Annotated in this window: 21 protein-coding genes; 7 read left to right on the top strand and 14 right to left on the bottom strand. The window is 59.8% G+C overall.

Going from position 1 to position 26,197, the window contains the following annotated elements; all coding sequences use genetic code 11:
• Positions 1–73: 73 nt before the first annotated feature.
• Together uvrA (ACOBR2_RS09280) and fucP are read left to right on the top strand one after the other, a co-directional pair.
• The gene (gene uvrA, locus ACOBR2_RS09280; protein ID WP_420239736.1) at positions 74–3,028 is read left to right on the top strand and encodes an excinuclease ABC subunit UvrA; all 2,955 of its coding nucleotides are present in this window, start codon (positions 74–76) and stop codon (positions 3,026–3,028) included.
• Between the two features lie 205 nt (positions 3,029–3,233).
• On the top strand, positions 3,234–4,565 hold the full coding sequence (gene fucP, locus ACOBR2_RS09275; protein ID WP_420239735.1) for an L-fucose:H+ symporter permease: 1,332 nt from the start codon (positions 3,234–3,236) through the stop codon (positions 4,563–4,565).
• A gap of 19 nt (positions 4,566–4,584) precedes the next feature.
• Here the strand turns inward: fucP and ACOBR2_RS09270 are convergent, their stop codons facing one another.
• The 4 genes from ACOBR2_RS09270 to uvrA (ACOBR2_RS09255) form a co-directional block, all read right to left on the bottom strand.
• Positions 4,585–5,457 carry a fumarylacetoacetate hydrolase family protein gene (locus tag ACOBR2_RS09270; protein WP_420239734.1) on the bottom strand — a complete coding sequence of 291 codons (873 nt, stop codon included), beginning with the start codon at positions 5,455–5,457 and terminating at the stop codon, positions 4,585–4,587.
• Positions 5,458–5,503: 46 nt separating this feature from the next.
• Entirely contained in the window at positions 5,504–6,394 is an 891-nt protein-coding gene (gene truB / locus ACOBR2_RS09265) for a tRNA pseudouridine(55) synthase TruB (RefSeq protein ID WP_420239733.1), read from the bottom strand.
• Positions 6,395–6,508: 114 nt separating this feature from the next.
• Complete coding sequence (locus ACOBR2_RS09260) at positions 6,509–7,477, bottom strand: CPBP family intramembrane glutamic endopeptidase (RefSeq protein WP_420239732.1); 969 nt, start codon at positions 7,475–7,477, stop codon at positions 6,509–6,511.
• Entirely contained in the window at positions 7,474–10,509 is a 3,036-nt protein-coding gene (gene uvrA, locus ACOBR2_RS09255) for an excinuclease ABC subunit UvrA (RefSeq protein ID WP_420239731.1), read from the bottom strand. The genes ACOBR2_RS09260 and uvrA (ACOBR2_RS09255) overlap by 4 nt, the downstream gene beginning before the upstream one ends.
• A gap of 214 nt (positions 10,510–10,723) precedes the next feature.
• Here uvrA (ACOBR2_RS09255) and ACOBR2_RS09250 point away from each other — a divergent pair, with 214 nt between their 5' ends.
• A complete protein-coding gene (locus ACOBR2_RS09250) occupies positions 10,724–10,876 on the top strand; it encodes a hypothetical protein (protein WP_420239730.1) in 153 nt (50 codons plus the stop codon).
• Positions 10,877–11,084: 208 nt separating this feature from the next.
• Here the strand turns inward: ACOBR2_RS09250 and ACOBR2_RS09245 are convergent, their stop codons facing one another.
• Positions 11,085–11,879 carry a hypothetical protein gene (locus ACOBR2_RS09245; protein ID WP_420239729.1) on the bottom strand — a complete coding sequence of 265 codons (795 nt, stop codon included), beginning with the start codon at positions 11,877–11,879 and terminating at the stop codon, positions 11,085–11,087.
• 133 nt (positions 11,880–12,012) lie between these two features.
• Between ACOBR2_RS09245 and ACOBR2_RS09240 the strand changes: the two genes are divergently transcribed.
• From ACOBR2_RS09240 to pyrE, 4 genes are all read left to right on the top strand, one after another.
• Entirely contained in the window at positions 12,013–12,993 is a 981-nt protein-coding gene (locus ACOBR2_RS09240; RefSeq protein ID WP_420239728.1) for a hypothetical protein, read from the top strand.
• A gap of 281 nt (positions 12,994–13,274) precedes the next feature.
• Positions 13,275–14,312: a threonine aldolase family protein gene (locus ACOBR2_RS09235; protein ID WP_420239727.1), complete on the top strand. Its 1,038-nt coding sequence runs from the start codon at positions 13,275–13,277 to the stop codon at positions 14,310–14,312.
• A gap of 60 nt (positions 14,313–14,372) precedes the next feature.
• Complete coding sequence (locus ACOBR2_RS09230) at positions 14,373–15,932, top strand: YifB family Mg chelatase-like AAA ATPase (RefSeq protein WP_420239726.1); 1,560 nt, start codon at positions 14,373–14,375, stop codon at positions 15,930–15,932.
• Positions 15,933–16,162: 230 nt separating this feature from the next.
• Positions 16,163–16,759 (top strand): orotate phosphoribosyltransferase, encoded by a 597-nt coding sequence (pyrE, locus tag ACOBR2_RS09225; RefSeq protein ID WP_420239725.1) that lies wholly within the window; start codon positions 16,163–16,165, stop codon positions 16,757–16,759.
• A gap of 687 nt (positions 16,760–17,446) precedes the next feature.
• Here pyrE and glgA read toward each other — a convergent pair.
• The 9 genes from glgA to topA all read right to left on the bottom strand — a co-directional run bounded on the left by glgA (position 17,447) and on the right by topA (position 25,836).
• Positions 17,447–18,904, bottom strand: a complete 1,458-nt coding sequence (glgA, locus tag ACOBR2_RS09220; protein WP_420239724.1) for a glycogen synthase GlgA — start codon at positions 18,902–18,904, stop codon at positions 17,447–17,449.
• A gap of 243 nt (positions 18,905–19,147) precedes the next feature.
• Entirely contained in the window at positions 19,148–20,503 is a 1,356-nt protein-coding gene (locus ACOBR2_RS09215) for an ArnT family glycosyltransferase (RefSeq protein ID WP_420239723.1), read from the bottom strand.
• 300 nt (positions 20,504–20,803) lie between these two features.
• Positions 20,804–21,088 (bottom strand): DUF427 domain-containing protein, encoded by a 285-nt coding sequence (locus ACOBR2_RS09210; protein WP_420239722.1) that lies wholly within the window; start codon positions 21,086–21,088, stop codon positions 20,804–20,806.
• A 159-nt stretch (positions 21,089–21,247) separates the two neighbouring features.
• Complete coding sequence (locus ACOBR2_RS09205) at positions 21,248–21,574, bottom strand: hypothetical protein (protein ID WP_420239721.1); 327 nt, start codon at positions 21,572–21,574, stop codon at positions 21,248–21,250.
• Positions 21,575–21,697: 123 nt separating this feature from the next.
• Complete coding sequence (locus tag ACOBR2_RS09200) at positions 21,698–22,135, bottom strand: DUF4760 domain-containing protein (RefSeq protein ID WP_420239720.1); 438 nt, start codon at positions 22,133–22,135, stop codon at positions 21,698–21,700.
• 117 nt (positions 22,136–22,252) lie between these two features.
• Positions 22,253–22,441, bottom strand: coding sequence for a hypothetical protein (locus tag ACOBR2_RS09195; protein ID WP_420239719.1), 189 nt, complete (start codon positions 22,439–22,441; stop codon positions 22,253–22,255).
• Positions 22,438–22,842 (bottom strand): hypothetical protein, encoded by a 405-nt coding sequence (locus ACOBR2_RS09190; protein ID WP_420239718.1) that lies wholly within the window; start codon positions 22,840–22,842, stop codon positions 22,438–22,440. Before ACOBR2_RS09190 ends, ACOBR2_RS09195 begins: the two co-directional genes overlap by 4 nt.
• Before the next feature lie 33 nt (positions 22,843–22,875).
• The gene (locus ACOBR2_RS09185; protein ID WP_420239717.1) at positions 22,876–23,010 is read right to left on the bottom strand and encodes a hypothetical protein; all 135 of its coding nucleotides are present in this window, start codon (positions 23,008–23,010) and stop codon (positions 22,876–22,878) included.
• Positions 23,011–23,028: 18 nt separating this feature from the next.
• A complete protein-coding gene (topA, locus tag ACOBR2_RS09180) occupies positions 23,029–25,836 on the bottom strand; it encodes a type I DNA topoisomerase (RefSeq protein ID WP_420239716.1) in 2,808 nt (935 codons plus the stop codon).
• Positions 25,837–26,197 lie beyond the last annotated feature (361 nt).

Raw genomic sequence — 26,197 nt, 5'->3', positions numbered from 1 at the left:
CTAGGTCCAGGTCAGACGCCAGATAGTTGGACGTACTGGAAAACCACTCGAAAGCCACGCGATAAAATGAAGAATGGCCGATTTGTCGCCGCAAGACAAGAAACCCCAGGACATTCCATTGAACGATTCGATCATCCTCCGCGGCGTGCGGACGCACAATCTGAAGAACATCTCCTGCGAGATTCCCCATGGCAAGCTGACGGTGGTCAGCGGCGTCTCCGGCTCGGGCAAAAGCTCGCTGGCCTTTGACACCATCTATGCCGAAGGCCAGCGCCGCTACGTCGAGTCGCTCTCGGCCTATGCGCGCCAGTTCCTCGATCGCATTGAAAAGCCCGACGTGGACGAAATCGACGGCCTGGCCCCGGCCATCGCCATCAAGCAGAAGAACACCACGCGCAATCCGCGTTCGACCGTCGCCACGGCCACCGAGATCTACGACTACATGCGCCTGCTTTACGCCCGCTGCGGCACCGTCTACTGCGCGCATTGCGGCGGTCTGGTGCATAGCGACTCGGTGGACGAAGCCACTGACGCGGTGCTGGCTCTGGGCGAAGGCACACGCCTGATGGTGCTCTTTCCCGTCAAGGTGCCCACGCCCGCAACCGATGCGGCCAGCGAGGAAAAGGCCAAGGCCAAGAAGGCTCCGGCGCGCGCCAGCAAGACCAAAGCCCCGCCCAGCAAGGAAGAGCTGCACATTGATTCGCTCAAGGCAAAATTGGCTGAGCTGCGCGCTGCGGGCTTCAATCGCCTGTGGCAGAACGGCCAGCTCTTCGAGTTCTCCTCGCCCGAATCGCTCATTGACCTGGACCTGACGCTGCCGGTCTTCGTGCTGCTGGACCGCCTTGTGGTGCAGGCCGACGAGAACCGCTCCCGCATTGTGGACGCCGTTGAAGTCGCCTATCGTCAGGCCGGTGAAGTGATCTTTGAAGAGGTTCTGCGCGACGAAACAGGCAAAACGCGCCGGGTGCGCTTCAGCGGCGCTTACGAGTGCACCACCTGCCGCCGTCCCGGCCGTGAGCCGGAGCCGCGCCTCTTCAGCTTCAACAATCCCTTCGGCGCATGCCCCACCTGCCAGGGCTTTGGCAACACCGTCGGCTATGACATTGATCTGATCATCCCCGACAAAAGCCTGAGCCTTGCCGATGGCGCAATCGATCCGTGGAACCGGCCCACCGCGCGGCCCTACTACACGGATTTGAAGAAGCGTTCTGCTGAGCTGGGCGTTCCGCTGGACGTTGCCTGGCGCGATCTGCCTGCCGAGGCGCAGCAGGCCGTGCTGCACGGCAAGGGCAGCTACACAGGCGTCTTCGGCTTTTTTGCCACCTTCGAAAAGAAGAAGTACAAGCTGCATGTGCGCGTAATGCTGAGCAAATATCGCGGCTACGCCGAGTGCCCGGAGTGCCGTGGCCAACGCCTGCGCGCCGATGCCCGCAGCGTGCGCATCAACGGCAAGAACATCTGCGAAGCCTCGGCCCTGACCATTGCCGAAGCGCGATTGTTCTTTAATGCCCTGCAACTCTCGCCCATGCAGGAAGAGATTGCCGGGCCTATTCTGCATGAGGTGCGGCAGCGCATCAGCTTCCTCGATGCTGTCGGTCTGGAGTACCTGACGCTCGACCGTCTGGCCTCCACATTGAGCGGCGGCGAGGCGCAGCGCATCACGCTGGCCACCTCGCTTGGTTCGCGGCTGGTGGGCACGCTCTACGTGCTCGACGAGCCCTCCATCGGCTTGCACACCCGCGACACCGAACGGCTCATCCGCATTCTGAAGGAGCTGCGCGACCTGGGCAACACCATCATCGTCGTGGAGCACGACCCCGACGTGCTGCGCTCGGCCGACTATCTGCTCGACCTGGGCCCCGGCGCTGGCGAACTGGGCGGCAAGCTGCTGGCCGCAGGCACGGTAGCCGAAATTGAGGCCGATCCCAATTCGCTTACTGGCCGCTACCTCTCGGGCAAACTCTCTATTCCCGTGCCCACGCGCCGCCGTCTGCCGGGCCGGGAAAAGCTGGTGCTGAACGGAGCCCGCGTGCACAACCTCAAGGGGCTCGACGTCACCATTCCGCTGGGCATGCTGGTAGTGATTACCGGCGTCTCCGGCTCGGGCAAGTCCACGCTGGTGCATCAGGTGCTGCATCGCGCTGTAGCACGCGCACTCGGCCAGACCGAAGGCGCCGATCCTTCCAGCGTCTACAAAAACCTGACGGGAGCCGAGCGTTTGAACGACGTGGTGCTGGTGGACCAAACGCCCATCGGCCGCTCGCCGCGCTCCAATCCCGTCACCTACATCAAGGCTTTCGACCAGATCCGCGAACTCTTCGCCTCACAGCCCGATGCCAAGCGGCTCGGCCTTAGCCCCGGCCACTTCAGCTTCAACGTGCCCGGCGGCCGCTGCAACACCTGCGAGGGCGATGGCACGGTCACTGTAGAAATGCAGTTCCTGGCCGATGTGGAGCTGCCCTGCGAAGACTGCGGCGGAACCCGCTTCCAGCAGCGCGTGCTGGAGGTGCAGTACAAGGGCAAAAACATTCACGAGGTGCTGCAGCTTACGGTCAAGGAGGCGCTACGCTTCTTTGCCGGGCACAATCGCCTGCTCGACAAACTGGCTGTACTCGACGAGATCGGCCTCGGCTATCTGCGCCTGGGCCAGTCGGCCACCACGCTCAGCGGCGGCGAGGCGCAACGCGTCAAGCTGGCGGCGCATCTGGCCTCGGTGCGCGCAGCCAATGCCAGCGCCAAGCCCAGTCAGGCCAGCCGCATTCTTTACATCCTCGACGAACCCACCACCGGCCTGCACTTCGACGACGTGGCCACACTGCTCACGGCCTTCAAAAAGCTCATCGACGGCGGCGGCTCGCTGATCGTCATCGAGCACAATCTGGACGTGATCAAATCGGCCGACTGGGTCATCGACCTGGGTCCGGAGGGCGGATCGGGCGGCGGCCTGATTGTAGCCGAGGGAACGCCCGAAGAAATCGCGGCCAACCTGCACTCGCACACGGGCCACTGGCTGGCTCGCGTGCTGTAAAGAAAATTCCGAAGCATGAAAAAGCGCGGTTTTCGAGCCGCGCTTTTTCTTTTGTGATTTCCGGTTGCCAGCTCCGTCCTTGATCCGGTACAACGTTACCGACAGTACGGAATGCGGTAAAGTTACCGTGAAAGTAGCCTGAATTTCGGCTTTTCCCTTCCCTACTGTCTTCGTTGTTGTCTTCGTAGAGGAGGGCGTAATCGCCTTGAGCTTTGCCGTTGGTTCCACCACGCATGAACCGCACCTGAGCGACGCAAAAAGCGCGCATCGTCTGCCGCTGATCCCCGCAGAACGCTTCCTGCCCTTCCTGCTTGTCACTGCGCTCTTCTTCCTCTGGGGCATTCCCAACAACCTCAACGACATTCTCATTCGCCAGTTCATGAAGTCGTTCGAGATTAACCGCCTGCAGGCCGGTCTGGTGCAGTCGGCCTTCTATCTTGGCTATTTTCTAGTGGCTTTTCCTGCTGGCCGCCTGATGAACCGCACCGGCTACAAGACTGGCATTCTGATCGGTCTTTCGCTCTACGGCGCGGGCTGCATTCTCTTCTGGCCCGCCGCGCTGGTTGCCCAATACTGGTTCTTCCTGATGGCGCTCTTTGTGATTGCCTGCGGACTGGCCTTCCTTGAAACCGCATCCAGCCCCTTCATCGTGCAGATCGGCTCCTCGCTGAATGCTGAGCAGCGCCTGAATCTTTCGCAGTCCTTCAATCCGCTTGGCTCCATCGCCGGAACCCTGGTGGGGGCGCGCTTCATCTTTTCAGGCGTTGAATTGAGCAAGACGCAGGTGGCCACCATGCACACTGCGGGCACCTACCACGCCTATCTGCAATCGGAGACGCTGCGGGTGGTCGCGCCCTACATCGTGCTGGGCGTAGTGGTGCTGCTCTGGGCGCTGTTGATTGCGGCCACGCGCTTTCCCGAGGTCGGCAACCCCACGGAAACGAATCCTTACGCCGGCACGCTGGGACCCGCGCTCTGGCGACGCCGCTCCTTCGTCCTGGCCGTGGCCGCGCAGTTCCTTTATGTGGGCGCGCAGGTCAGCATCTGGAGCTATCTGATTCCCTACGTGCAAAATTACGTGGGTCTGAACGAGCGCAGCGCGGGCTACTGGCTGACAGGCGCTCTGGTCGCCTTCATGCTGGGCCGCTTTGCTTCCACCGTTGTGCTGCGTTACGTGGACGGCGCGCGCCTGCTCACGATTTACACCCTGCTGAATGCGGGAATCTGCGCCGTGGCCGCGCTCTGGCCGGGATGGCTCGGCCTGGGCTGCCTGATCGCCGCCAGCTTCTTCATGTCCATGATGTTCCCGACGATCTTCGCGCTTGGCATCAAGGGACTGGGTCTGCGCACCAAGACGGGCGGCTCGCTGCTGGTGATGGCGATTATTGGCGGCGCAGTCCTTACCCCCGTCATGGGGCGCATCTGCGACGCCGCCGGCGTGCGCTATGGCTACCTGCTGCCCGCCGTCTGCTTCCTCGCTATTGCGCTCTATGCAGCCCTCTTCTCGAAGGCTAACCTGAGCGAAGTGATGGATTGAGGCCTGTCGTGCTTCGGCGCTACGACAAGTCAAGCGAAGCAGTTAGCCGCACCGCAGGTGCTTCGGCGACGGCGGTGTTGGCCAGCTCGCCCAATCCGTCGATCTTTGCCACAATCTTCTCGCCCGGCTGAATCCAGCGCTTGGGCGTGCGGCCCATGCCCACGCCCGAAGGCGTGCCGGTCGAGATCACGTCGCCCGGCAGCAGGGGCGCAATCGACGACAGGTACTCGATCAGCTGCGGAATTTTGAAGATCAGCTCACTCGTCTTCGAGTTCTGCAGCACCTCACCGTTGATGGCCAGGCTGATCGCAAGCTGATGCGGATCAGCGACCTCATCGGCTGTAGTAATGGCGGGGCCCATCGGGCAGAAGGTGGGAAAGCTCTTGGCCATCGACCACTGCGAAGTGGAACGCTGAATATCGCGGGCGCTCACGTCGTTGACGATCGTGTAGCCGTACACATGCTCTCGCCAATCTTCGGCCGGAATGCGATAGCCACCCTTGCCAATCACCACGGCCAGCTCGACCTCATAATCCGGCTCGTGGGAATTTTTGGGAAGAATAATGGCGGAATCCGGCCCCGTGATCGCCGTCTGCAGCTTGAAGAAAACCACAGGAGAGTGCGGAAACGCAGCCCCGGTCTCAATCGCATGCTCGCGATAGTTCAAGCCAATGGCAAAGATGCGGGGTGGATGGACAAGCGGCGCCAGAAGTTTGACCTCAGCCCACTTGAATGTGGGCAACGAAGCTTCGGCGGACGTCACCCCCGCGGCAATCACGCTCAGCGCATCGCTGTAGCCAGCCGCGGAAAGGTCTGCAACCTGCCCCTGCGCCTCGAAAAGCGCGCCCGGCCTGACCTTCTCATCCGCAGCGACAAAAGAAACCAACTTCATACCGACCTCCGATTCTTTCTGCTCCGCCGCCTACCCTCGTTCAGTTTTACTTTCCCACATCCAGCACCACGACGGGCTGAAAGAGCGTTCCCGCCACGCGGCGCACGATGGCAGCCAATTCGCGCTGGCTGCTGAAGACCTTGACCATGGGAACCTCGCTGAACTCCGGCAGATTGGCCTGCGCGCCATTGCGCAGCCGTCCCAGCACGTAAGCATCGCCGGTCACAGAAGGCATTTCGCTAAGCAGCAGGCGCGGATGCACACAGTACTGCTCCAGCGCGTCCGTATTGCCGGCCAGCGGGTCCAGCTCCGCCAGCGTGTGCGTATCTTCGAGCGAAAAGACGCCGGCGCGGGTACGGCGCAGCGCGGTCAGGTGCGCGCCACAGCCCATCTCCTGGCCGAGTTCATGGGCCACCGAACGCACGTAGCCTCCGGCGCTGATGCTCATGGCAAAGCTTGCTTCCACGCCCTGCAGCGATTCAATCTCAAAGGAAGAAATGTCTACCTTGGCGGTCTTCAGCTCCACCGGCTTGCCTTCGCGGGCCAGCTTGTAGGCGGGCGTTCCGGCAATCTTCTTGGCCGAGTAGGGCGGCGGCATCTGGTCCATTACGCCGTGAAAGCGCACGGCCTTGGCCCGGATCTGCTCCAGGGTCAGCTCCGCTGGCGGAAGGTCAGGCCCAGAGGGCTGTCCCTCGGCGTCGTAGGTGTCGGTGGCAAAGCCGAAGCGGATCGCTCCGGTGTAACTCTTTTCCGCGGTAGAGAAATACTGCGCCAACCGCGTGTACTTTCCCATCAGGAGCGGAAGAACACCGGTAGCCATGGGGTCCAGAGTACCCAGATGCCCGATGGAGCGTTCCCCGCAGATCTTGCGCAGGCGGCTGACCACATCATGACTGGTCATGCCGGCTGGCTTGTCGATAACCAAAAGCCCGTTCACTCCAACGAGTCTAGCGGATGTGGGCGGCGGGGGAAACTGGAAAACGGGACGGAAACTTCAAAAGCAAGGACTAGAGAGCTGGTTTTGCTTCAACAAAGCCATGCGGCACATGCTTTAAAGCTTGTCCAGTTGCTGGAATCCCGCCGTCCCCAGCAGCATCATGGCAAAGAGCAGAAAGTTGTAGCTGGAATGAACCACGATGCTCGAAGCCAGAGAGCGAGTCAGCAGGCGGGTAGCGCACAGCACCAGACTCACGCAGATCAGCAGTAGAAACGGGCCAACGGAGTAGGCCGTCTGGGCGGCGTGCATGGCGGCAAAGGGCAGGCTCGTCAAGAGCGAACCCGCAATCATGGCCGACTTTGACCACTGCGGCTGTCCACTTTCTGACAGCTCCGGAGGCGGAACCCGGCGGATCTTCTCCATCGTCCAGTCGCAGGCCGTGCAAAGCGAGGGCAGCAGAAAACCCCGGAAAACGAGCTCCTCGCAGAAGGGCGCAATGGTGGTGCCAAAGGCAAACAACAGCCAGGGCGCGCCGGGCGAGTGAAAAATCTTGTCAATGGGCGCATCCTTCGGGCCGGGTAGCCACAGGCTGTTCAACACTGCAAACAGAAAGCAGCCCATTGCCACCAGCACCAGACGGAAGAAGATGCGGGCGGCCACCGCGCCATTCCACTCGATGGCGGCAAAGAACGTACGCCCCCACAGCAGCGGAAAGAAGAAGTAGGAAGCCAGAATCATGACCAGGTACAGAATGCCTTCACTGGCCAGGTTGTAGTGAATGTCGTCGGTGGCTTCCTGCAGCGTGCTTACGCCGTACAGATGAAAGTGCAACGCCAGTTGCAGCAGCAGACTGGCCAGCAGCAGTCCGCCCATGGCGAACAAGCCAAGCATCAGAAAGTGGCCAATGTGGGGCACACGCGGCGGCTGCGGAGGGGGCAAATGCTCCCAGCTCTGGAAAAGCGGCGGATCGGTCTGCGCGGATTCCGCCACAATTTCAGGCGGATGGATCACAGCCGCGTCGGCGCTAGCCTCTGGCAGAGTTACATCGAGGGCAAGCGGATCGTTCTCCGGAAGGCTGCTCATGGTTGGCCCGTTTTCTTCTTTCTGGCAGTGGAGCGGGGTGTTTCTTTCGCCGATGCGCTTTTGGCACGAGAAGATTTTTTCGGCTCGCTCGATTCTACCTGATTGGATGCGGGAGCAGCTTCGTCCGGCGCGGCCAGCGCTTCAAGGTCGGCGGAAAAATCCACCTTGGGCAGCTTGCCATTCGGCAGCGCGTAGACGCGATGCAGAAAATACCCGGTATGCGAGCCCGCCACGGCGGCAACTTGCAGCGGACGCCCCTCGGCCACCACGCGGCCACCATCCTCGCCGCCCTCGGGTCCCAGATCGATCACCCAGTCGGCGTTGCGAATCATGTCCAGATTGTGCTCGATGATGATGACCGTATTGCCCAGGTCGGCCAGCTGATGCAGCACCTCCAGCAGCTTGCGCACATCGTCAAAGTGCAGGCCAGTGGTGGGTTCATCCAGCAGATAGAGCGTGCGGCCCGTCTGGCGCTTGCTCAGTTCGCGGGCCAGCTTCATGCGCTGCGCCTCACCGCCGCTCAGCGTGGTGGCGCTCTGGCCCAGGCGCACATAGCCAAGGCCTACATCCACCAGTGTCTGCAGCTTCTGGCGCACCTGCGGCACGTCGGTGAGCACACCCAGCGCGTCTTCGATGGTCAGGTTCAGAACGTCGGCAATGGAATGGCCGTGGAACTTTACGGCCAGCGTCTCCTGGTTGTAGCGCCGTCCGCCGCAAACCTCGCACTCGACGTAAACGTCGGGCATGAAGTTCATTTCGATGCGTCGTTTTCCGTCGCCCTGGCAAGCCTCGCAACGGCCACCAGAGACGTTAAAGCTGAAGCGCCCGGCCTTGTAGCCGCGCTCCCGCGATTCAGGCAGCATGGAGAACAGATCGCGAATAGGCGAGAAGACCTGCGTGTAGGTGGCGGGATTGGAGCGCGGCGTACGACCAATCGGCGACTGGTCAATGCGTACGACCTTGTCGATCTGGTGCGCGCCAAACAGCTCCTCATGCGAACCGGGTTCCTCGCGGGATCCATAGAGCGCCTGGGCCAGCGAGCGGTACAGAATATCATTGACCAGCGTGCTTTTGCCGCTACCGCTCACGCCCGTCACCACCGTCATAATGCCCAGCGGAAAGCGTACCGTGAGTTCCTGCAAATTGTGTTCGCGGGCCCCTGTCACGGTCAGCCACTTGCCGGTAAGCGGACGTGGAGCCTCGCGCTGCATCATGCTGGTTGCGCCACTCAGATATCTTCCGGTGAGCGACTCCGGGGTAGCCATGATCTGGGCCGGAGTGCCCTCGGCCACCACGTAGCCACCCAGACGGCCTGCGCCGGGGCCCAGGTCGAGCACGTAATCGGCGGCGCGGATGGTGTCTTCATCGTGCTCCACAACCAGCACCGTGTTGCCCAGATCGCGTAGCTTGACGAGGGCTTCGATCAGCCGGTTGTTGTCCCGCTGATGCAGGCCGATCGACGGCTCATCGAGCACGTAGAGCACACCGCGCAGCTTGGAGCCGATCTGTGTGGCCAGACGGATACGCTGGCCTTCGCCGCCGCTCAGCGTGGCCGCGCTGCGGTCCAGCGCAAGGTAGGTGAGGCCCACGGCGCACAGAAACTCCAGCCGCTGCTCAATCTCCTGCCGGATGCGGTCGGCAATCACCGCCTCACGCTTGTTGAAGCGGAGTTGGAGCATGGCGGAGAGCGCCTTGTTCAGGGGCAGCGCCGTGAAGTCGGAGATGGAAAGATCGCCCACCTTGACGGCCAGCGACTCCGGCCGCAGACGCTTGCCACGGCAAGCCGTGCAGGCCGTGGCCGACATGTAGACCATCATCGACTCGCGGTAATCGTCGCTGTGGGCCTCTTCCACCGTGTTGCGCAGGTAGTCCAGAATGCCGTGAAAACCAGTGCGCGGAGCCTCGCTCTTGGGCGGACCGTAGACCAGAATCCGCTGGTGCGGGACGGGCAGATCCTCAAACGGCAGCTTGAGGTTGATCTTGTACTTTTCCGCAGCCAGATGCATCAGCTTGAGCAGGTACTGCGAACTGGAACCCGGTCCAAGTCCGCCATCAAGCAGCGGTTTGGACCAGTCGGTAATCACCTTGGCCGGATCGAAGTCGTAAAGCGAACCGAGGCCGTGGCACTCCGGGCAGGCACCAAAGTTGGAGTTGAAGCTGAAGCTGCGCGGTTCCAGCTTGGGCACGTCCAGACCGCAGTCGGGGCAGGCCATCGAAGAGCTGAACAGCTGCTCCCGGTCGCCCGAAAACAGCACCAGCACCAAGCCATTCGCCAGTTGCAGCGCCTTCTGCACGGCGGCTTCCAGGCGCTTTTCCACCGGTTGTTTGCTGCCGGAAGCAGGGACGGAATCCTGCTTCAGCTTAACGCCGAAGGTACGCGCGGAGCTCTGACCATCGCTACGCAACAGAATGCGGTCGATGATGGCTTCAATGGTGTGATTCTTGCGCCGGTCCAGCAGCACCGGCTCGCTCAGGTCGTACAGCTCGCCGTCAATGCGGGCGCGAAAGCCCTGCTGGTCCAGATCGTCGAAGAGGTCACGGAACTCGCCCTTGCGGCCACGCACGATGGGTGCGGCAACCGTCACGCGCTCGCCCTTGCCCTGCTCCAGAATGCGGTCCACAATCTGCTCGGCACTCTGCCGGGCAATCGGCCGGCCACACTGCGGGCAGTGGGGCGTGCCTACCGAAGCGTAGAGCAGACGCAGGTAGTCGTAAATCTCGGTGATGGTTCCCACCGTCGAACGCGGACTGCGGCTGGTGGTCTTCTGCTCAATGGAGATGGCCGGACTCAGCCCCTCGATGGAATCCACGTCGGGCCGTTCAATCTGGTCCAGAAACTGCCGCGCATAGGCCGAGAGCGTCTCTACATAGCGGCGCTGGCCCTCGGCATAGATCGTGTCAAAGGCCAGCGAGCTTTTGCCCGAGCCGGAAAGGCCAGTGACCACGGTGAGAGAGTTGCGGGGAATACGCACACTGATGTCGCGCAGATTATGCTGACGCGCACCGAGTACCGAAATGTGAGTGATCGACATGATGGGATAAGCCTGACTCGGGGAAGGAGTGGCGGTCGTCTGCGATGCGTTCCCTTAAAGGTATTTTATTTTGCAACAAAATACGGGTCAACGCACTGGTTAGATTCGCGACAATGCGTTAAAGTACAACAACAGGAAGTGTTTTAGATGCAGATTTGTCTGAAACGGTTCTAATTCATACCAAGCAAGCTAGGACACTACAATGACCGATGGAATGAATCTGATAGTGCTGATCTGCGCGTCGGCAGGCTCGATGGCGTTCGGCATTCTTGCAGCATACGGCATTTTGAAAGCTGGTTTTGCCCTGATGCGCCCGCAGGCTAAACCGGTGGTCAAACCGCAGGGCGAGGTTGCTCAGGCTCTTTAATAATTATTATTTTTTGATAAACCGCAGACTGGCCTGGTCCCCCGCTGGGCTTTCTGCCAAGGTTTCTTCTCTCTCCCCCGCAAAATCCCTATCTGAAAGAATTCCTCAAGGGAACTCGCTTTCACCCGGCAAATCAACCCCCATGCCGTTGGGTGCCCAATCCCAAAAGATCAGGCCACCGCTCCACTTTGCCTGCAAAGCTGCGCTACTACTGCGGAGAATTCTGCCCCGGAGGCGGCGTTTGGCCCTGCATGGGCGGCCGTCCATTGCCCGGGCCGTTTCCCTGAGCACCGTTCGGACCGCCATTTGCCCCGTTGTGTCCCGCCGGCGGCTGCTGAGGTTCTTCCGGCTCCACGTCGGCGTCGTCGTCCTCACTATGGCTATTGTTCGCACCACCTGCATTCGCCGCCCCACCATCTTTGGCGTTGTGCAGGGTCAGTTCGATCTGACGCGGATTGCCTCCGCCCTGGTCGCCCACCATCACGATGTTGTAGCCGGTGCCTTCCAGCAAGTGCGTCAGTACGTCACGCGCCGGTCCGGGGCCGAAGGTGCCAAAAACCCGCTCATCCTTGCCCAGGCCGTCGATGCTGGTTCCGGTTGCCGTCTCCACGTCGTTCAGAATCTGCTTCAGGCTGGCGTTCTGCGCCTCAATCCGCAAACCACTGGCATTCCAGCTCACCGTCGCGGTCTTTGGCGGGTCGTTCGCGGGCCAGTCCGGCTTGGGCGCTTCCACCGGCACGGCTGGCTTTATGGTTTCGGGAGCCGGTTCAGCTGACTTGGCCGCAGCTTTGGCCTTTTTGCCCGCAGCTTTTTTGTGCGCCGCGCTTTTATGTGTGGATGCCACAGCTTTGGTCGCGGGCGTAGCCGTACTTGCACCTTCCTGCTGGCCATGTAGAGCCGGAATGAGAACAAGAACCGTCAAAAGCAGAAGGGATGCCCAGCGGCGGCCGGTGCTGGCAGTCAGTCGGTTCATCGTGGACAGCGGCAATTCGTTCGTGCGCATCAGCAGGGCTCCCGGGGGGGGTCTGGCAGAAACACAGTGTGGTCTGCCGGGCCGTACACAGAATAGACTAGCAGTGGCCGCCATTCGCTCAAAAGTCAGGCGCGCCATGGAGCAGAGCTGCGTGGAAGAGAAAATGAAGTTTCGCATGCGTTGGATTGCTGTTTGGGTACTTGCTCTGGGCCTTCTGCCTGCGGTAGCCCATGCTGTCAGTTGTGTCTCCTCTGCCGAGCTCTCGGCGGCCGATCATGCCTCACTCAGTGCGGCTGCCAGCCGTCTGACGCAGGCCGTCTTCAATCAGGACAACACGACCCTACAGGCCGCGCTGCTGCCCGCCGAAGCCGATGCGTGGACGGGCATTCACACCGCCGTCGAGCAATCCGGCGATCTGCTCAAGAATGGCCACCCCAAGCTGCGCAGCCTCTACCTGCTGGACGCCACCAGCCTCACCGCTGCCGCCGACACCCAGTTCTTCTGCTCCAACCAGAGCGGTTCCATCACCGTGACCATGAACATGCAGGCGCTGCCCCCGGGCCGTTATGCCGTGCTGCTGGCCGACGCCGAGGGCGCGCCGCTGGCCGGCCAGTTGAGCATGATCCTGGCCTGGGACGGCTCCGCCTGGAAGCTTGGCGGACTTTCGCTACGGCAGGGCTCCTTCGACGGCCATGACGGCGTCTGGTACTGGTCGCGCTCCCGTTCGCTGGCCGCCGTGGACGGCTGGAGCGCATGGTACCTCTACGAGGCCGCCCGCTACCTGCTGCTGCCGGTCGACTTTCTCAGTTCGCCGAATCTGGACAAACTCCATCAGGAGCAGGCCCAGATTCCCAACGGTCCGCAGGCTGCCTTCCCCTACGCGATTCAGGATGGCGAGCGCATCTGGAAGATCGACTCCGTGCTCTTTGACGGCACTCTGCGCCAGCCCGATCTGGCCGTCGTCTATGAATCCACCGGCGTCACGGACCCCTCGGTGCAGCGCACCGAGGCGCAGACCGTATTGAGCGCCTTCCTCAAGGCCCAGCCGGGCCTGCGCCAGAACTTCCATGGTCTGTGGGCCATCGCCTCGACCAAGGGCAAGCAGACGCCCATCATGGCGCTCGAAATGAAGCAGATTCCGTAAAGGCAGCTTCCAGTTCCTAGCTTCCAGCTCTTAGCTTTCGTGAAACAAATACCACGACTCTTTGGGTGCCCTAGGGCCCGTTGACGTTCCGCAGGTGGATGGCCTGAGGAACGTGAACAGGCCCTAGCCACGCCTTTGTTTTTGTGGCTAGGGTGGGAGAGCACGAACTTCGTCTCTAGAATATTTACGGCAGGAATCAAAATTCGCCAGAAGACTGGCTCTTCTATCAGGAATTGAGCCGCACGCCCCCGACCGTGCACAATAACAACGGAGGCGATTCAATGCAGGAAATTATCGATTTGCGTTCGGATACCGTGACCCGGCCGAGCGAGGAAATGCGTGCCGCCATGGCCACGGCCGAGGTAGGCGACGACGTTTACGGCGAAGACCCCACCGTAAACCTACTGGAGAAGCGTGCAGCCGAGCTCCTGGGCCGCGAGGCGGCGCTGTTTGTGCCCACCGGAACCATGGGCAACCAGATTGCCACCCGCCTGCATACGCAGCCCGGGCAAGAGGTGCTCTGCGAGGCCCGTTCCCACATCCTCGACTGGGAGATGGCCACCGCCGCCGTCTTCAGCGGCTGCCTCATCCGCGCCGTTCCTGCCGCCACCGGCATTCTTACCTGGAAAGAGATTGAACCGGCCATCAAAACGCGCAGCGGTCTGCATGCCGCCACTGGCCTGATCGAGATTGAAAACACCGCCAACCTCGCGGGAGGCCGTTGTACGCCGCTTCCAGTGCTCGAAGAGATCTGGGCCGGTGCAAAGGAAAGAAAAATCCCTACCCACCTGGATGGCGCACGCATCTTCAACGCTTCGGTAGCGCTCGGCGTGGACGTGAAGACGCTCACCCGTGGCTTCGATACGGTGATGTTCTGCCTGTCCAAGGGTCTGGGCGCACCGGTTGGCTCCATGCTGGCTGGCTCTGCTGAGCAGATCGAGCAGGCCCGGCTCTATCGCAAGGCCCTGGGCGGCGGCATGCGTCAGGCAGGCATTCTGGCGGCCGCCGGACTGATTGCGCTGGAAGAAGGCCCCAAGCGCCTGCAGGAAGACCACGCCAACGCCCGTCTGCTGGCCGAGGCGCTGTCCACACTCGATCCGGTTTCCATCAAGCTGAAGGAAGTGGAAACCAACATCGTGATCTTCCACCTGAAAGCGGGCAAAGGCGCGCCCGAGCTGGCGGCACGGCTCAAGCAGCGCGGCATCCTGCTGAGCACCTTCACTCCCGGAGCCCTGCGTCTGGTGACGCACCGCGACGTCAGCCGCGCCCAGTGCATTGCCGCCGCCCAGGCCCTCGCCGAGGAGATTACGACAGCGTAAAAGCAGAAAAATCGAGGCCCTGCGGGATTCTTCTGCTACACTCGCTGCGACCTGAATTCCATGCTTTTCAAGACGCTCAGTGCAGCAGTTTACGGCATCAATGCCCACCTCATCGACGTTGAGGTGGACTACGGCGGTGCGGCCAGCGACAAGGAGATCTTCCACACCGTTGGCCTGCCCGATGCCGCCGTCCGTGAAAGCCGCGACCGGGTGCGCTCGGCCATCAAGAACTCCGGCTACCTGCTTCCCTCCTCCATCCTCACCATCAATCTGGCCCCAGCCGACCTCAAAAAGGAAGGCTCGGGCTTTGATCTGCCCATCGCCATCGGCATTCTGGGCGCTTACGGTTCGCTGCGCGTCCACGACCTGAGCCAGTTCCTGTTCATTGGCGAACTGGGCCTCGATGGCAGCCTGCGCCCGATCTCCGGGGTACTGCCCATTGCCATTCTGGCCCGGGAAAAAGGCATTGCCAACCTGCTGCTGCCCTCCGCCAACGCTGCCGAGGCCGCCGTAGTGGAGGGCGTAAGCGTCTATCCGGTCAGCTCGCTCAGCGACGTACTGGACCTGCTCAACAGCTCGGTGGTCGGCCACATTCAGCGCGAGCCCTTCCGCATCGACTCCCGCAAACTGCTCGGCGAACTGGAACACTTTGCCGTCGACTTCAGCGACGTGCGCGGCCAACAAACCGCCAAGCGCGCCCTCGAAGTGGCCGCCGCCGGCAGCCACAACCTGCTGATGATCGGCCCGCCCGGCTCCGGCAAAACCATGTTGGCCAAACGCCTGCCCTCGATTCTGGCGCCGCTCACCTTTGAGGAAGCGCTGGAAACCACCAAAATTCACTCCGTAGCCGGCGTACTCGACAATGCGCAGGGGCTGGTCACCCAGCGGCCCTTCCGCTCGCCGCACCACACCATCAGCGATGCTGGCCTGATCGGCGGCGGTGTCATGCCCCGGCCCGGCGAAGTTTCTCTTGCCCACAACGGCCTGCTCTTCCTCGACGAGCTGCCGGAATTTCCGCGCAACGTGCTTGAAGTCATGCGCCAACCCCTCGAAGATCACACCGTGACCATCGCCCGGGCCAGCATGTCGCTCAGCTTTCCGGCGCGTTTCATGCTGATTGGCTCCATGAATCCATGCCCCTGCGGCTACTTCAACAGCAAATCCCGCGAGTGTAGCTGCACGCCACCGATGATTCAGCGCTATGTAGCCAAAATTTCCGGCCCGCTGCTCGACCGCATCGACATTCACGTCGAGGTTCCAGCGGTGCAGTACAAGGAGCTGCGGGGCGGGGCGGCCACGGAAAACTCCGCGCAGATTCGCGCCCGCGTGATGACGGCCCGCGAACGCCAGCGCCAGCGTTTTGCCAAAACCAAAGATAAAATCTACGCCAACGCCCAGATGAATACCCGCCAGATCCGCGCCAACTGCGAGCTGAATGCCGACGCCGAGCGGCTTCTGGAGCGCGCCATGCTCCAGCAGGGCCTGACCGCCCGCGCCCACGACCGCATTCTGAAGGTCGCCCGCACCATCGCCGATCTGGAAGGCGCGGAGCATCTGGAAGTTCCCCATCTGGCCGAAGCCATTCAGTACCGCACCCTCGATCGCAGCTACTGGTCCTAAGCAACTCTTCCAGGACGAAGGTCCGGGTGCCCACCCTCGACTCTCCGGGCCCAACCCCAAGATTTTCGGGTGCCCCACCCTCGCCGCGTCTTTGTTTTTGCGGCTAGGGTGGGGAAGCAATACATTAAAAGCTGACAGCAGACTTGCTGTCTTGCCGACTCGCTGACTCGCACGCTTAAAAACTTCCCCCCTTCCCTATCGCAACCCCATTTCCCTTACAATCAAGAGTGATGATCACCAAGACTCACGCCCAGCAGCTTCTTGAGATTCTGGCCCGCAAGAGCTTCAAGCTCGGCCAGTTCACCCTGGCCAGCGGCGCCACCAGCGATTACTACGTTGATTGCCGCATCACCACGCTCGACGCCGAGGGCGGCCGCCTGACCGGCCACGCCATCCTTGAGCTGCTTGAGGCCAACGGCATTCAGGCCGATGCCGTCGGCGGCCTGACGATGGGCGCTGACCCCATCGTCTCCAACGTGGCCACGGCCAGCGCATGGCGCGCCATTACTCACCCCGGCATTCCCGTGCTGAATGGCTTTCTGGTACGCAAAGCCGCCAAGGACCACGGCACCGGCCGCCGCGTGGAGGGCTTCTGCAAGGAAGGCGCCAGCGTGGTCATCGTCGATGACGTCTGCACCACCGGCGGCTCCACCATCAACGCCGCCCAGGCCGCAGTGGAAGCCGGCATGAAGATCGCCGCCATCGTCTGCATCGTCGAGCGCGAAGAGGCCAACGGCCGCCCCGCCGTGGAAGCCGCTGCCCATGGCGCGCCCTTCCTGAGCCTGTTCACCGCCAACGACGTCCGCGCCGAGCACGTAAAGGCGTAGTTTTAGCCAGCTTGCAAGCATGAAAAAAGCCGCCCGAGAGGGCGGCTTTTCTGTTTCCCTGAAACCACCTGCCACCTGCGGTGGGGCCAACTGCTTCGCGTGGCACAACAGAGTTTATGTGGAAGACTTGCATCGTCCCGGACCACCTGCGGTGGGGCCAACTGCTTCGCGTGGCACAACAGAGTTTATGTGGAAGACTTGCATCGTCCCGGACCACCTGCGGTGGGGCCAACTGCTTCGCGTGGCACAACAGAGTTCATGTGGAAGGCTTGCATCGTCCCGGACCACCTGCGGTGGGGCCAACTGCTTCGCGTGGCACAACAGAGTTTATGTGGAAGGCTTGCATCGTCCCGGACCACCTGCGGTGGGGCCAACTGCTTCGCGTGGCACAACAGAGTTCATGTGGAAGGCTTGCATCGTCCCTACAGAACCACCTGCGGTGGGGCTGATCGCTTCGCGTGGCGTTGCCTGGATTTTGGGTTGAGATTTGCGCCGTCCTGGGACTCTGTGAGTTTGTGGCGTTGCTTTCCCCACGTTGAAACGTGGGGCTAACCTGTGCTGCGCCTACGGCGCGGGCTTTCGCTGCAGCATACAGGAGCCCATACAGATTCAGTTCGCACAATGAGCTGACGGCAGAGAGCAGAGAGCGAGTAGCTAAAAGCTGGCAGCTAGAGGCTGGAAGCTGCCTTACCGATTCTTTCCCGCCGCCTCTTCATAGACCTTGACGTACTCCCGGGCCGGAGTGGCCCAGTCGTAGGTGCGGGCCATGCCGTTGCGCATCAGCTTCTGCCAGCCCTGCTTGTCCTGGAAGGCGGTGAGCGCGCGGTCGATGGCCGCCAGCAGATCCCACGGATTGTAGCCGTAGAATTTGAAGCCGGTTCCAGTCCCCTGCGCGGGGTTCCATTCGTCAATGGTGTCGTCCAGCCCACCGGTAGCGCGCACCACGGGCACGGTACCATACTTGAGCGAGTAGATCTGGTTCAGTCCGCAGGGTTCGTAGCGCGAAGGCATCAGGAAGATGTCGGATCCGGCCTCGATTTTGTGCGCCAGCGCCTCGTCGTAGCGCACCTCTACTCGTATATTCGCCGGGCTACGCGAGGTCCACGCCCGGAAAAATCTCTCGTAAAGCGGCTCACCGCTTCCCTGCGCCACCACCACCAGATCGCGGCCAGCAAGCGCCTCGCTGATCTCGGCCACCATGTCAAAGCCCTTTTGCGTGGCAAAACGCGAAACAATGCCAATCACCGGCGTTGTTTTGCTGATTTCGCTCAGGTGAAACGCCTGCAGCAGATCTTCACGGCAAACCTGTTTGCCCGCCAGATTCTCCGGCGTGTAGTGGGCGACCAGATTGCGGTCGGTGGCCGGATTCCACTGCGCATAATCCACACCATTCAAAATGCCGCGCAGATCGGCAGCCCGGTTGTGCAGCACGCCATCCAGCGACTCGCCAAACTCCGGCGTCTGAATCTCCTCGGCATATTTGCTACTGACCGTAGTCAGCAGATCGGAGTAAACCAGCGCGCCCTTCAGGAAGTTGAAGCTGTCGTAGTGCTCCACGCGATCCATGCTGAAGACCTCCCAGGGCAACAGCAGTTGCTCGGTGGTCTGGGCCGGAAATTTTCCCTGATAGGCCGCATTATGAATGGTAAAAACCACGCCGCACTTGGCCAGAACCGGGTCATGAGCATAGACCGTGCGCAGATAGATGGGCAGCATCGCCGCCTGCCAGTCGTGTGCGTGAAAGACGTCGGGCACACCCAGTTGCTTGGTTGCTTCCAGTACAGCCCGGCAGTAGAGGCCAAAGCGCTCGGCATTGTCGCCGTAATCGCCCTCCCGGGTGCCGTAGAGCTCCGGCCGGTCAAAGAGCTCGGGGCAATCCACAAAGTAGATCTGCACCCCCTGACGCTGGCCACCATCCACAATCTTCACAAAACGGTTGTAGTGGCTGAAAGGGATGGTCAGCGACGGAATCGCCAGCTTTGGCTCGCCCTCGATGAACCTGCGTACCCGCGTATACAACGGCAGATAGACCGTCACCCGATGACCAAGATTGACCAACTCCGGCCCCAAAGCACCCACCACATCAGCCAGACCACCGGTTTTGGCAAAAGGAACACACTCCGAGGACGCGAAGACAACATGCATGAAAATCATGCTCCTGAGCTGAGTTAGGGCAAGTTTACTACGCGGATAGAAGTAATTGTGAACACTAAAGATCAATGAGAATCAAGACAGTCGCGTGCGGGAAACTGGCAGGAAACTCTCTCCCGGAAAATCACCGGCAAATGCACAACGGGCGCATGGAATGCATCCATGCGCCCGCAGTAAAAATAAAGAAAAAGCCACCCTGTACGGTTTCGAAAGGGCTACATCTATTGGAGAACCGCTCTAGGACTCAACGGTGACGATGGTCAACAGCTTTTCTTTATTGTGTACATTTTCTTTGGCCCAGCTGCGCCAAGTAAGAACCGCATGGCAGCCAAGCATGGCAATCAGCGGATCGAGCGGGCGCAGATGGTAAGGCTCCGGATGTGAGAAGTAGTACATCAACGGAAACAGGAACATTACGCCACCGAAACGGATTGCGTCATAGCGATGCTTGCGCCAGGCCAGCACCAAACCGGCAATGCCCAGTACCGACAAACCGGTGGCAAAAGGGATATTCGGCAGATCCATCGGCTCTTCAGCCATATAGGTCTTGTTGAGGCTCCAGAAACCGGTCCAGATGTAGACCGCGCGGCGAACGCACATGCCGGCGTACCAGCCAGGATGCTGTGCAATATAAGCCTTGGCCTGCACCGACTTGTGCGCCATGTAGGCCATTTCGTCGCGGTCATAGTCGGCTTGCTCCTGCGGGTCGTGCAACGGATGAATGTCGTCGCTGGTCCAGCGCAGGTTGGAGCCATTGTTGCCCATCCACAATTCCAGCCCCATGCTGTCGCGCATCGGAATGAACTTATGGAAAACCATGGCATTGCGGATCAGCCATGGCGAAATGGCCGCCCACATGACAACCGAAGCCACCAGACCAGGCATCAGCCAGCGTTTGCCGGCGCGCCAAAGCCTCCAGGCAGCCAGCAGCATCAAAAACGGAACCACCGTCAACACCGAGGGCTCGGTCAGAGCCGTCACTCCAGCCAGAAGACCGAAGCCAGCCCATAACAGCAGACGGCTGTCGCCTTCCATCTTCTGCGCCAGATAGAGCAACCAGCAGAGCGCCAGCAGCAGCAGATGCGTGGACCACGGCCACTCGGCCGCAAAATAGATGCCGTAGGGTGAAAAGACCCACGCCCAGGCCGTCCACCTGCCGGTTTTTTCCCCGAAACTATTGCGGGCCACCAGGAAGATGGGAAAAATAGCCAACGCTGAAATCAGGCAATCAAAAACATGCACAGCATAGACCGAAGCCACCGTACGCACACCAAAGACCTTGAAGATGGCGGCAAGGATCAGCGGAAAAACCGGTGGCATGACTGCCGAAGGCTGGTAGTGCGCATCAAATGGGCTGCCAAATCCAAGCCCGTGCACCAGCGCCGCAGCGGTATTTCCCTGCTCCCAGCACAGGATGTGCTCGGGACTCATCAGGTCATTGATGTATGGGGTAATCATCAGGCGCAGGAGAAAGGCTAACAGCGCCATCAGCGCCAGTCGCTTGACCGTAGCATTTCGATTTTTTCCGCAGTGGGGATCGCCAAAGATGTTCTCATGTTTCTGTTCATTTAGACGAAAGCAAGCACCTCCCATGTTACCCGTGTGGCAATTTCCCTATAAGGATTGTGTAAGTCCTTATTTTCGAGCGGAAATGGGTGCAGATTGGCCTTCGATTCTTTGTACATTGTATTCGCCCCGAGTCAAGCCAAAACAAGGGGGCAAAGTATTCCTGTGAAAAATCCCTGTATCTGTCCCATTTAGACACAGAGAGTCCCTCTCGAACGAGTGGACATTCAAGAGTAAATATATAAATGCGAAACAGAAATCACTTCCTGTTTTCAGGCTATAAATTCATGAAATATATCTATATGACAAAAAAACGAAGGGCTCTACTTACGGCTCAATATCAACCCCGCGCCAGAAGGCGACATAACCTTTGATTTTACGCGCAGCCGGCTTGGGGTCCGGATAAAACCAGGCAGCATCCTGATTGTCCTGCCCGTCGATGACCAGGGTCATGTAGCGGGCCAATCCCTTCCAGGGACAGGTCGAGGTGGTACTGCTGGTGCGGAAATACTCTCGCTTCAGGCTCGACTCCGGAAAGTAGACGTTTCCCTCCACGGTTTCTGTCGTGTCGCTTTCAGCAATCACTTTGCCATTCCAGATAGCTCGTGCCATATCGGTTCCAAAAAAACAGATTCATCCTGAACTCAGCCGCCTGTATGCGCCTGCTCCAGGATTGCATAAGACAGTAGCAGAGTTCAGGAACGATTGCGAGACAAAAACAGAGAGACATTTCAAAAAGAAACCGGTTGCTGCAGCGGCCGGTAGATGGCCTTACTTCAGAACGGTAATCGACTCAACATGAACGCTTTTCTTCGCTTCATCCAGGATTGCGGCCACCACCACATGCTCCCCATAGAAGGCCTTGACGGCATCTGGATTATCGATGTTCCAAACAGCTTTTTTGGCTTCATCAACAAAAACCGGCTTGGCACCCATCGACTGGATACATTCCTGAGCGCATTTTGGGCTTTGGCCCACGTGTTTGGCTCCGCACATCGAATCCGAGATCCAGCCATTGACCTTGCTGGAATCAGTGGCCGCAGCAAAGAGACTGCCGAAGCTGAGCATCATCACCAGAAGCAGACAGAATCGACGCATCCAAACCTCCCTGGAAATCCCGATCTTTCCGCCATCCTACGACAGAAAGGATCTTTCCCATAGAAAAATCACACTGGAAAAGAACCATCTGTCCCTCCCGGCTGAAGCCGGGAAGCTCTGCCCTCAGCCGAGCTTGCTGCGCTGCGCCTCAACCCGCCGGGCAATCGCCTCATAGCGTTGCGCGGCCGAACCAAGACGCATGACCAGTTGCGAAGTCTTGGCCAGGAAGGTCGGGTTCTTCTCCCGAATCGCATTCAGAATGGGCGCAAATTTGGCCAAAAGGAAGAATCCCTCGCCATTGCAATCCACGAACAGATCGGCCGAGACGGCGCCGTGCAGAACCATGGCCGCGGCCATCTCCCAGTAGCTGATGACCTGACGCAGCCAAGGATTGTGCGGATCGGCTGGATTCTCGGCCACCGCCGCAAACTCCTCAATGGTCTTCGGCCAGAACTCGCCAGTGATCCAGGCCCGCGCCTGACGCATCCCAGCCTCGGTGCGCAACTCATAGAGCTTAAGGATGATCTGCGCATCTGCCGGGGTGGCGAGCATGCTTTCCATAATCTGTTCTCCATTATTTTCCATTGCGTTGCTATCGTAGCAGCTTGCAGCGGACATGAAACAGGAGAAGAGATTTGGCAGACGTAAAGGCAGGGGGTGAAATCGGTCCGGCAGAATTCAGGCAGCCGGGGCCTTGGAGTCGGCGACAGCCTTTTTGGCCTCTTGAGCGGCCAACATCTGCGCCAGTTCCTCGTCGGTCCAGAAGCGGCCCGACTGATCGAGTTCGCCAGAGGCCAACTGACGATCTACCTCGGCAAGAGCCTTATGCATGGCAGCGTGAATGTAGTCCGATCTCATCATGCTCATCGAGCGGCCTCCTTCATGAGATTCCACACAGCAGGATCATGAACCAGAACGTTGCCATCGTTTCGCTTTTCGGCAACCAGAATTCTATTCCTGTCCGTATCATCGTAAATCTCTGCGTCATTCGCCAGCGGCAAATAAAGATTCAGCATATTCGCCACTCCGCTCTTGAAACGGCGCTGAATTGCCTCCGCTGGAATGCTATGACCTCCAGAAGCAACCCGTTTCTGGACGCCTAACAGCGATGCTTCCGGCGTATTCAGCCAGAGATAGAGAAGTGAAATCCTCCATCCCTGTTTTCTGCATTCACGAAGCAGAGGAATGTAAGACTTTCCAGAACATGTGGTTTCAAGTGCAAAGCACTGGCCGCGGGAAACCAGCCAGCGCATGCGCTCGATCAGCACTCTGCCAGAAGCAAACGACGCAGAATCAACATTTTATGGAGAAATATTGCGAGCAATCTCATCGGCGTTCAGGTACTCGGAGTCCGCAAAAAAAACCGGTAACAACTCACGCGCAGTGCTTGTCTTGCCTGCGCCATTGGGGCCGCCGATGAGAATAATCTCTTTCACTCGTACGCTCTCTCTCGCTTACGCCGGCTGCTCCTCCTCAACCACCGGACCGTGGGTGGCGGCGGTAGGCTTGGGCGACGGGGGCGGCGCATCGCCAATGCGCTTGGAGTACGAGCAGACTACGGCGAGCTTTTCCTCGGCGGCAGCGACGACGGCCGCCTTCTTCGTCCGCTTCTTGGGCGCGCCCTCTTCCTCGGCAGACTTCTTCTTGTTGGGGCACTCCAGGAAGATTCCGCTCTTGAGCACCTTCTCGACGAGGTAGGGACTCTTGCACTCGGGGCACTTTTTGGCCACCGGCTTCAGGTTAGAGGTAAAGTCGCACTTGGGATAGTTGGTGCAGCCCCAGAAGACGTTGCCGCGCCGCGCCTTGCGCTCGGCCAAATCGCCCTGGCCGCACTTCGGACACTTCATGCCTTCAATCAGGTTCTGCTTGATGTACTTGCACTTCGGATAGCCGGAGCAGCTGACAAACTCACCGTAGCTACCTTGACGCAGCACCAGCGGCTTGCCGCACTCGGGGCAGTCCTCGCCGGTGGGCTTGGGCTCGTTCTGCTTCTGCTGCTGCTTCGAGCTGAGCTTGCGGATCGTCTTGCACGGAGGATCGTCGTTGTAGCCCGGACAGGCCATGTAGGGCCCAAAGATTCCGCGACGAAGAATCATCACCCGGCCGCAATTGTCGCAGTACTCTTCCTGCTCGCTGGCGTCCTGACCTTCGGGCGTATTCACCAGGTCGGGCTTGGCCGCGTGGTTCTCCTTGGTGAAGCTACAGCTATCCTTCTTCTTCTTGTCGTAGGCCGAGCAGGCAAAAAACGTTCCGAACTTGCCCCACTTCAGCAACAAGGGAGAGCCGCAGAGCTCGCACTTTTCGTCGGTCTTCTGCTCCATCCGCTTGATGTTTTCCATGTTCTCCGAGGCGTCTTTCAACTCGCCCTCGAAGTTGCGGTAGAAGCCCTTCAGCAGCTCGGTCCACTGCTCCTTGCCACCTTCAATATCGTCGAGCTCTTCTTCCAGCTTGGCGGTATAGGCGGCATCAAAAATGTAGGGGAAATTCTTCACCAGCAGATCACAGACCACCACGCCAATTTCGGTGGGGTAAAAACGCCCACTGATCTTGGTCACATATTCGCGGTCCTGAATGGTGTTGATGATCGAAGCATAGGTGGAAGGCCGGCCGATTCCCTTTTCTTCCAGAATCTTTACCAGCGAAGCTTCGTTGAAGCGCGGGGAAGGCTCGGTAAACTTTTGCACCCCCAGCACCGCGCTGGGACGCAGGAACTGAGTCAGCTCCGGTGCCACAAATTCGGGAATCTCCAGCACCGGATCGTCGCCTACCGCGCGCTCGTTCTTTTCCTCAATGCGAGCCACGTCGAGGGAATATTTGTTGCGCGCCTGCTCCAGTTTTGCGCCGTGCGCGGCGGCAGCCATGCGCTGCAACTGCTCATCCGAGGCAATAGCCAGCTTGGCTCCCTGAGGAATCTCCGGCAGACGATCTTCTTCTTCGTCGTCGGTGCCGTATACCTTCAAATAGCCTTCAAACTTCAGCACCGAACCGGTGGTGCGGAAGTTGTACGTACGGTCGCCCACGGCATCGATCTCGATGGTGGTCGTGTCGTAAACAGCGGGAACCATCTGCGAAGCAACAAAGCGCTGCCAGATGAGGCGATAGAGCTTGAGCTGCTCCTCGGAGAGATACTTGGCAATCGACTCGGGGGTGCGAGCCGCGTCGGTCGGGCGGATGGCTTCGTGCGCATCCTGAGCGTCCTTCTTGCCCTTGTAGACGTTGGGCTTGGCGGGCAGATACTTCTCACTGAGCGTCTTGGTAACCCACTCGCGGGCGCTGGCCACGGCTTCCGGCGCAATACGCGGTGAATCGGTACGCATGTAGGTGATCAGGCCGGTCGTGCCTTCCGCGCCAAGGTCGACGCCTTCATACAAGCGCTGCGCCACGCCCATGGTGCGACGAACGTTAAAGCCCAGTCGCGCCGCGGCCTGCTGCTGCAAAGAGCTTGTAGTGAACGGAGCCGAGGGGGACTTTTTGCGCTCCTTTTTCTCAAAGGAACGCACCGCCCACGCTGCCTTCAACGCTCCCTGCACAACGGCCTGAGCGGACTGCCCGTCCGGCATGGCAGGCTGGCCAACGGTTTCAACCGTTGCACGCTGTCCGGCGATTCCGACAAAACGGGTTGTAAACAGGTACGGAGCACTGTCCTTGGCCTTGAACTGCAAAATTGCGTCGATGGGCCAGTACTCTACCGGCTGAAATGCGGCAATTTCGCGTTCGCGTTCAACAATCAGACGCACGGCCACGGTCTGCACACGACCGGCGGAAAGTCCACGACGCACCTTGTCCCAGAGCAGCGGCGAAATCTGATAGCCCACCAGACGATCGAGCACGCGGCGGGTCTGCTGCGCATCCACCAGATTCTTGTCGATGTCACGGGCGTGATTGAAGGCCTCCTGCACGGCCTTCTTGGTGATTTCGTTGAAGGTCACGCGGCGGATCTTTTTCTTCGCTTCCTCCGTCGTTCCCAACTGCAACGCAAGATGGTAGGCAATGGCCTCACCCTCACGGTCAGGATCGGGTGCCAGAAAGATTTGGTCGGCCTTGGCGGCGGACTTCTTCAACTGTTCGACGATCTTCTCTTTGCCGGGCGAAACAATCAGCTCTGGCTCAAAGGTCCGCTTTTCCAGCTCAACGCCGATGTCCTTCTTCGGCAGGTCCATGATGTGGCCCACCGAGGCCTTCACCTCAAAGCCCTTGCCAAGATACTTTTCAATCGTCTTCGCCTTGGCCGGAGATTCGACGATCACCAGTGCTTTGCTCATTGCCATCCTTATTTACCTGTTCAATCCTGGCCAGAACCGGGTTGGAGTGCTCCCGGACAGCCAAAAAACCTGTCCCAAAAACGTTCACAGAGAGGTTGTCCCCATGGAACGCGAAAAAAAAGCCTATACAAGAGTTGCACCCTACCATGGAACAGGCCCCCATTTCCACTCGTCTCCTGTGATTTTGTCGGCTCCGTACCGATTCAGGGCGGACGGCGAGGCCTGTTTTCTTCTACATAAGCATTAATAAATGAACGATTTATCAATTTCGACACATGAGGTGCATTTTTTTGGGGATCAGGAGGAGGAGAAACAGGGACTGGGGAGCAGGGACCAGGGGACTCCAGATTAAAAGCAGCTG

It is taken from the genome of Telmatobacter bradus, from assembly GCF_048629425.1.
In the GTDB taxonomy this organism is placed as follows: Bacteria; Acidobacteriota; Terriglobia; order Terriglobales; family Acidobacteriaceae; genus Telmatobacter; species Telmatobacter bradus.
This window is presented reverse-complemented; position numbering and strand designations above follow the sequence as displayed.

Bases quoted from the DNA above. Each gene is read 5' to 3' on its own strand.
- uvrA (WP_420239736.1), top strand. From the start codon at position 74: ATGGCCGATTTGTCGCCGCAAGACAAGAAACCCCAGGACATTCCATTG.
- ACOBR2_RS09270 (WP_420239734.1), bottom strand. From the start codon at position 5,457: ATGAAGTTGGTTTCTTTTGTCGCTGCGGATGAGAAGGTCAGGCCGGGC.
- ACOBR2_RS09260 (WP_420239732.1), bottom strand. From the start codon at position 7,477: ATGAGCAGCCTTCCGGAGAACGATCCGCTTGCCCTCGATGTAACTCTG.
- uvrA (WP_420239731.1), bottom strand. From the start codon at position 10,509: ATGTCGATCACTCACATTTCGGTACTCGGTGCGCGTCAGCATAATCTG.
- ACOBR2_RS09250 (WP_420239730.1), top strand. From the start codon at position 10,724: ATGAATCTGATAGTGCTGATCTGCGCGTCGGCAGGCTCGATGGCGTTC.
- ACOBR2_RS09245 (WP_420239729.1), bottom strand. From the start codon at position 11,879: ATGCGCACGAACGAATTGCCGCTGTCCACGATGAACCGACTGACTGCC.
- ACOBR2_RS09240 (WP_420239728.1), top strand. From the start codon at position 12,013: ATGAAGTTTCGCATGCGTTGGATTGCTGTTTGGGTACTTGCTCTGGGC.
- ACOBR2_RS09235 (WP_420239727.1), top strand. From the start codon at position 13,275: ATGCAGGAAATTATCGATTTGCGTTCGGATACCGTGACCCGGCCGAGC.
- ACOBR2_RS09230 (WP_420239726.1), top strand. From the start codon at position 14,373: ATGCTTTTCAAGACGCTCAGTGCAGCAGTTTACGGCATCAATGCCCAC.
- pyrE (WP_420239725.1), top strand. From the start codon at position 16,163: ATGATCACCAAGACTCACGCCCAGCAGCTTCTTGAGATTCTGGCCCGC.
- glgA (WP_420239724.1), bottom strand. From the start codon at position 18,904: ATGCATGTTGTCTTCGCGTCCTCGGAGTGTGTTCCTTTTGCCAAAACC.
- ACOBR2_RS09215 (WP_420239723.1), bottom strand. From the start codon at position 20,503: ATGGGAGGTGCTTGCTTTCGTCTAAATGAACAGAAACATGAGAACATC.
- ACOBR2_RS09210 (WP_420239722.1), bottom strand. From the start codon at position 21,088: ATGGCACGAGCTATCTGGAATGGCAAAGTGATTGCTGAAAGCGACACG.
- ACOBR2_RS09205 (WP_420239721.1), bottom strand. From the start codon at position 21,574: ATGCGTCGATTCTGTCTGCTTCTGGTGATGATGCTCAGCTTCGGCAGT.
- ACOBR2_RS09200 (WP_420239720.1), bottom strand. From the start codon at position 22,135: ATGGAAAGCATGCTCGCCACCCCGGCAGATGCGCAGATCATCCTTAAG.
- ACOBR2_RS09195 (WP_420239719.1), bottom strand. From the start codon at position 22,441: ATGAGCATGATGAGATCGGACTACATTCACGCTGCCATGCATAAGGCT.
- topA (WP_420239716.1), bottom strand. From the start codon at position 25,836: ATGAGCAAAGCACTGGTGATCGTCGAATCTCCGGCCAAGGCGAAGACG.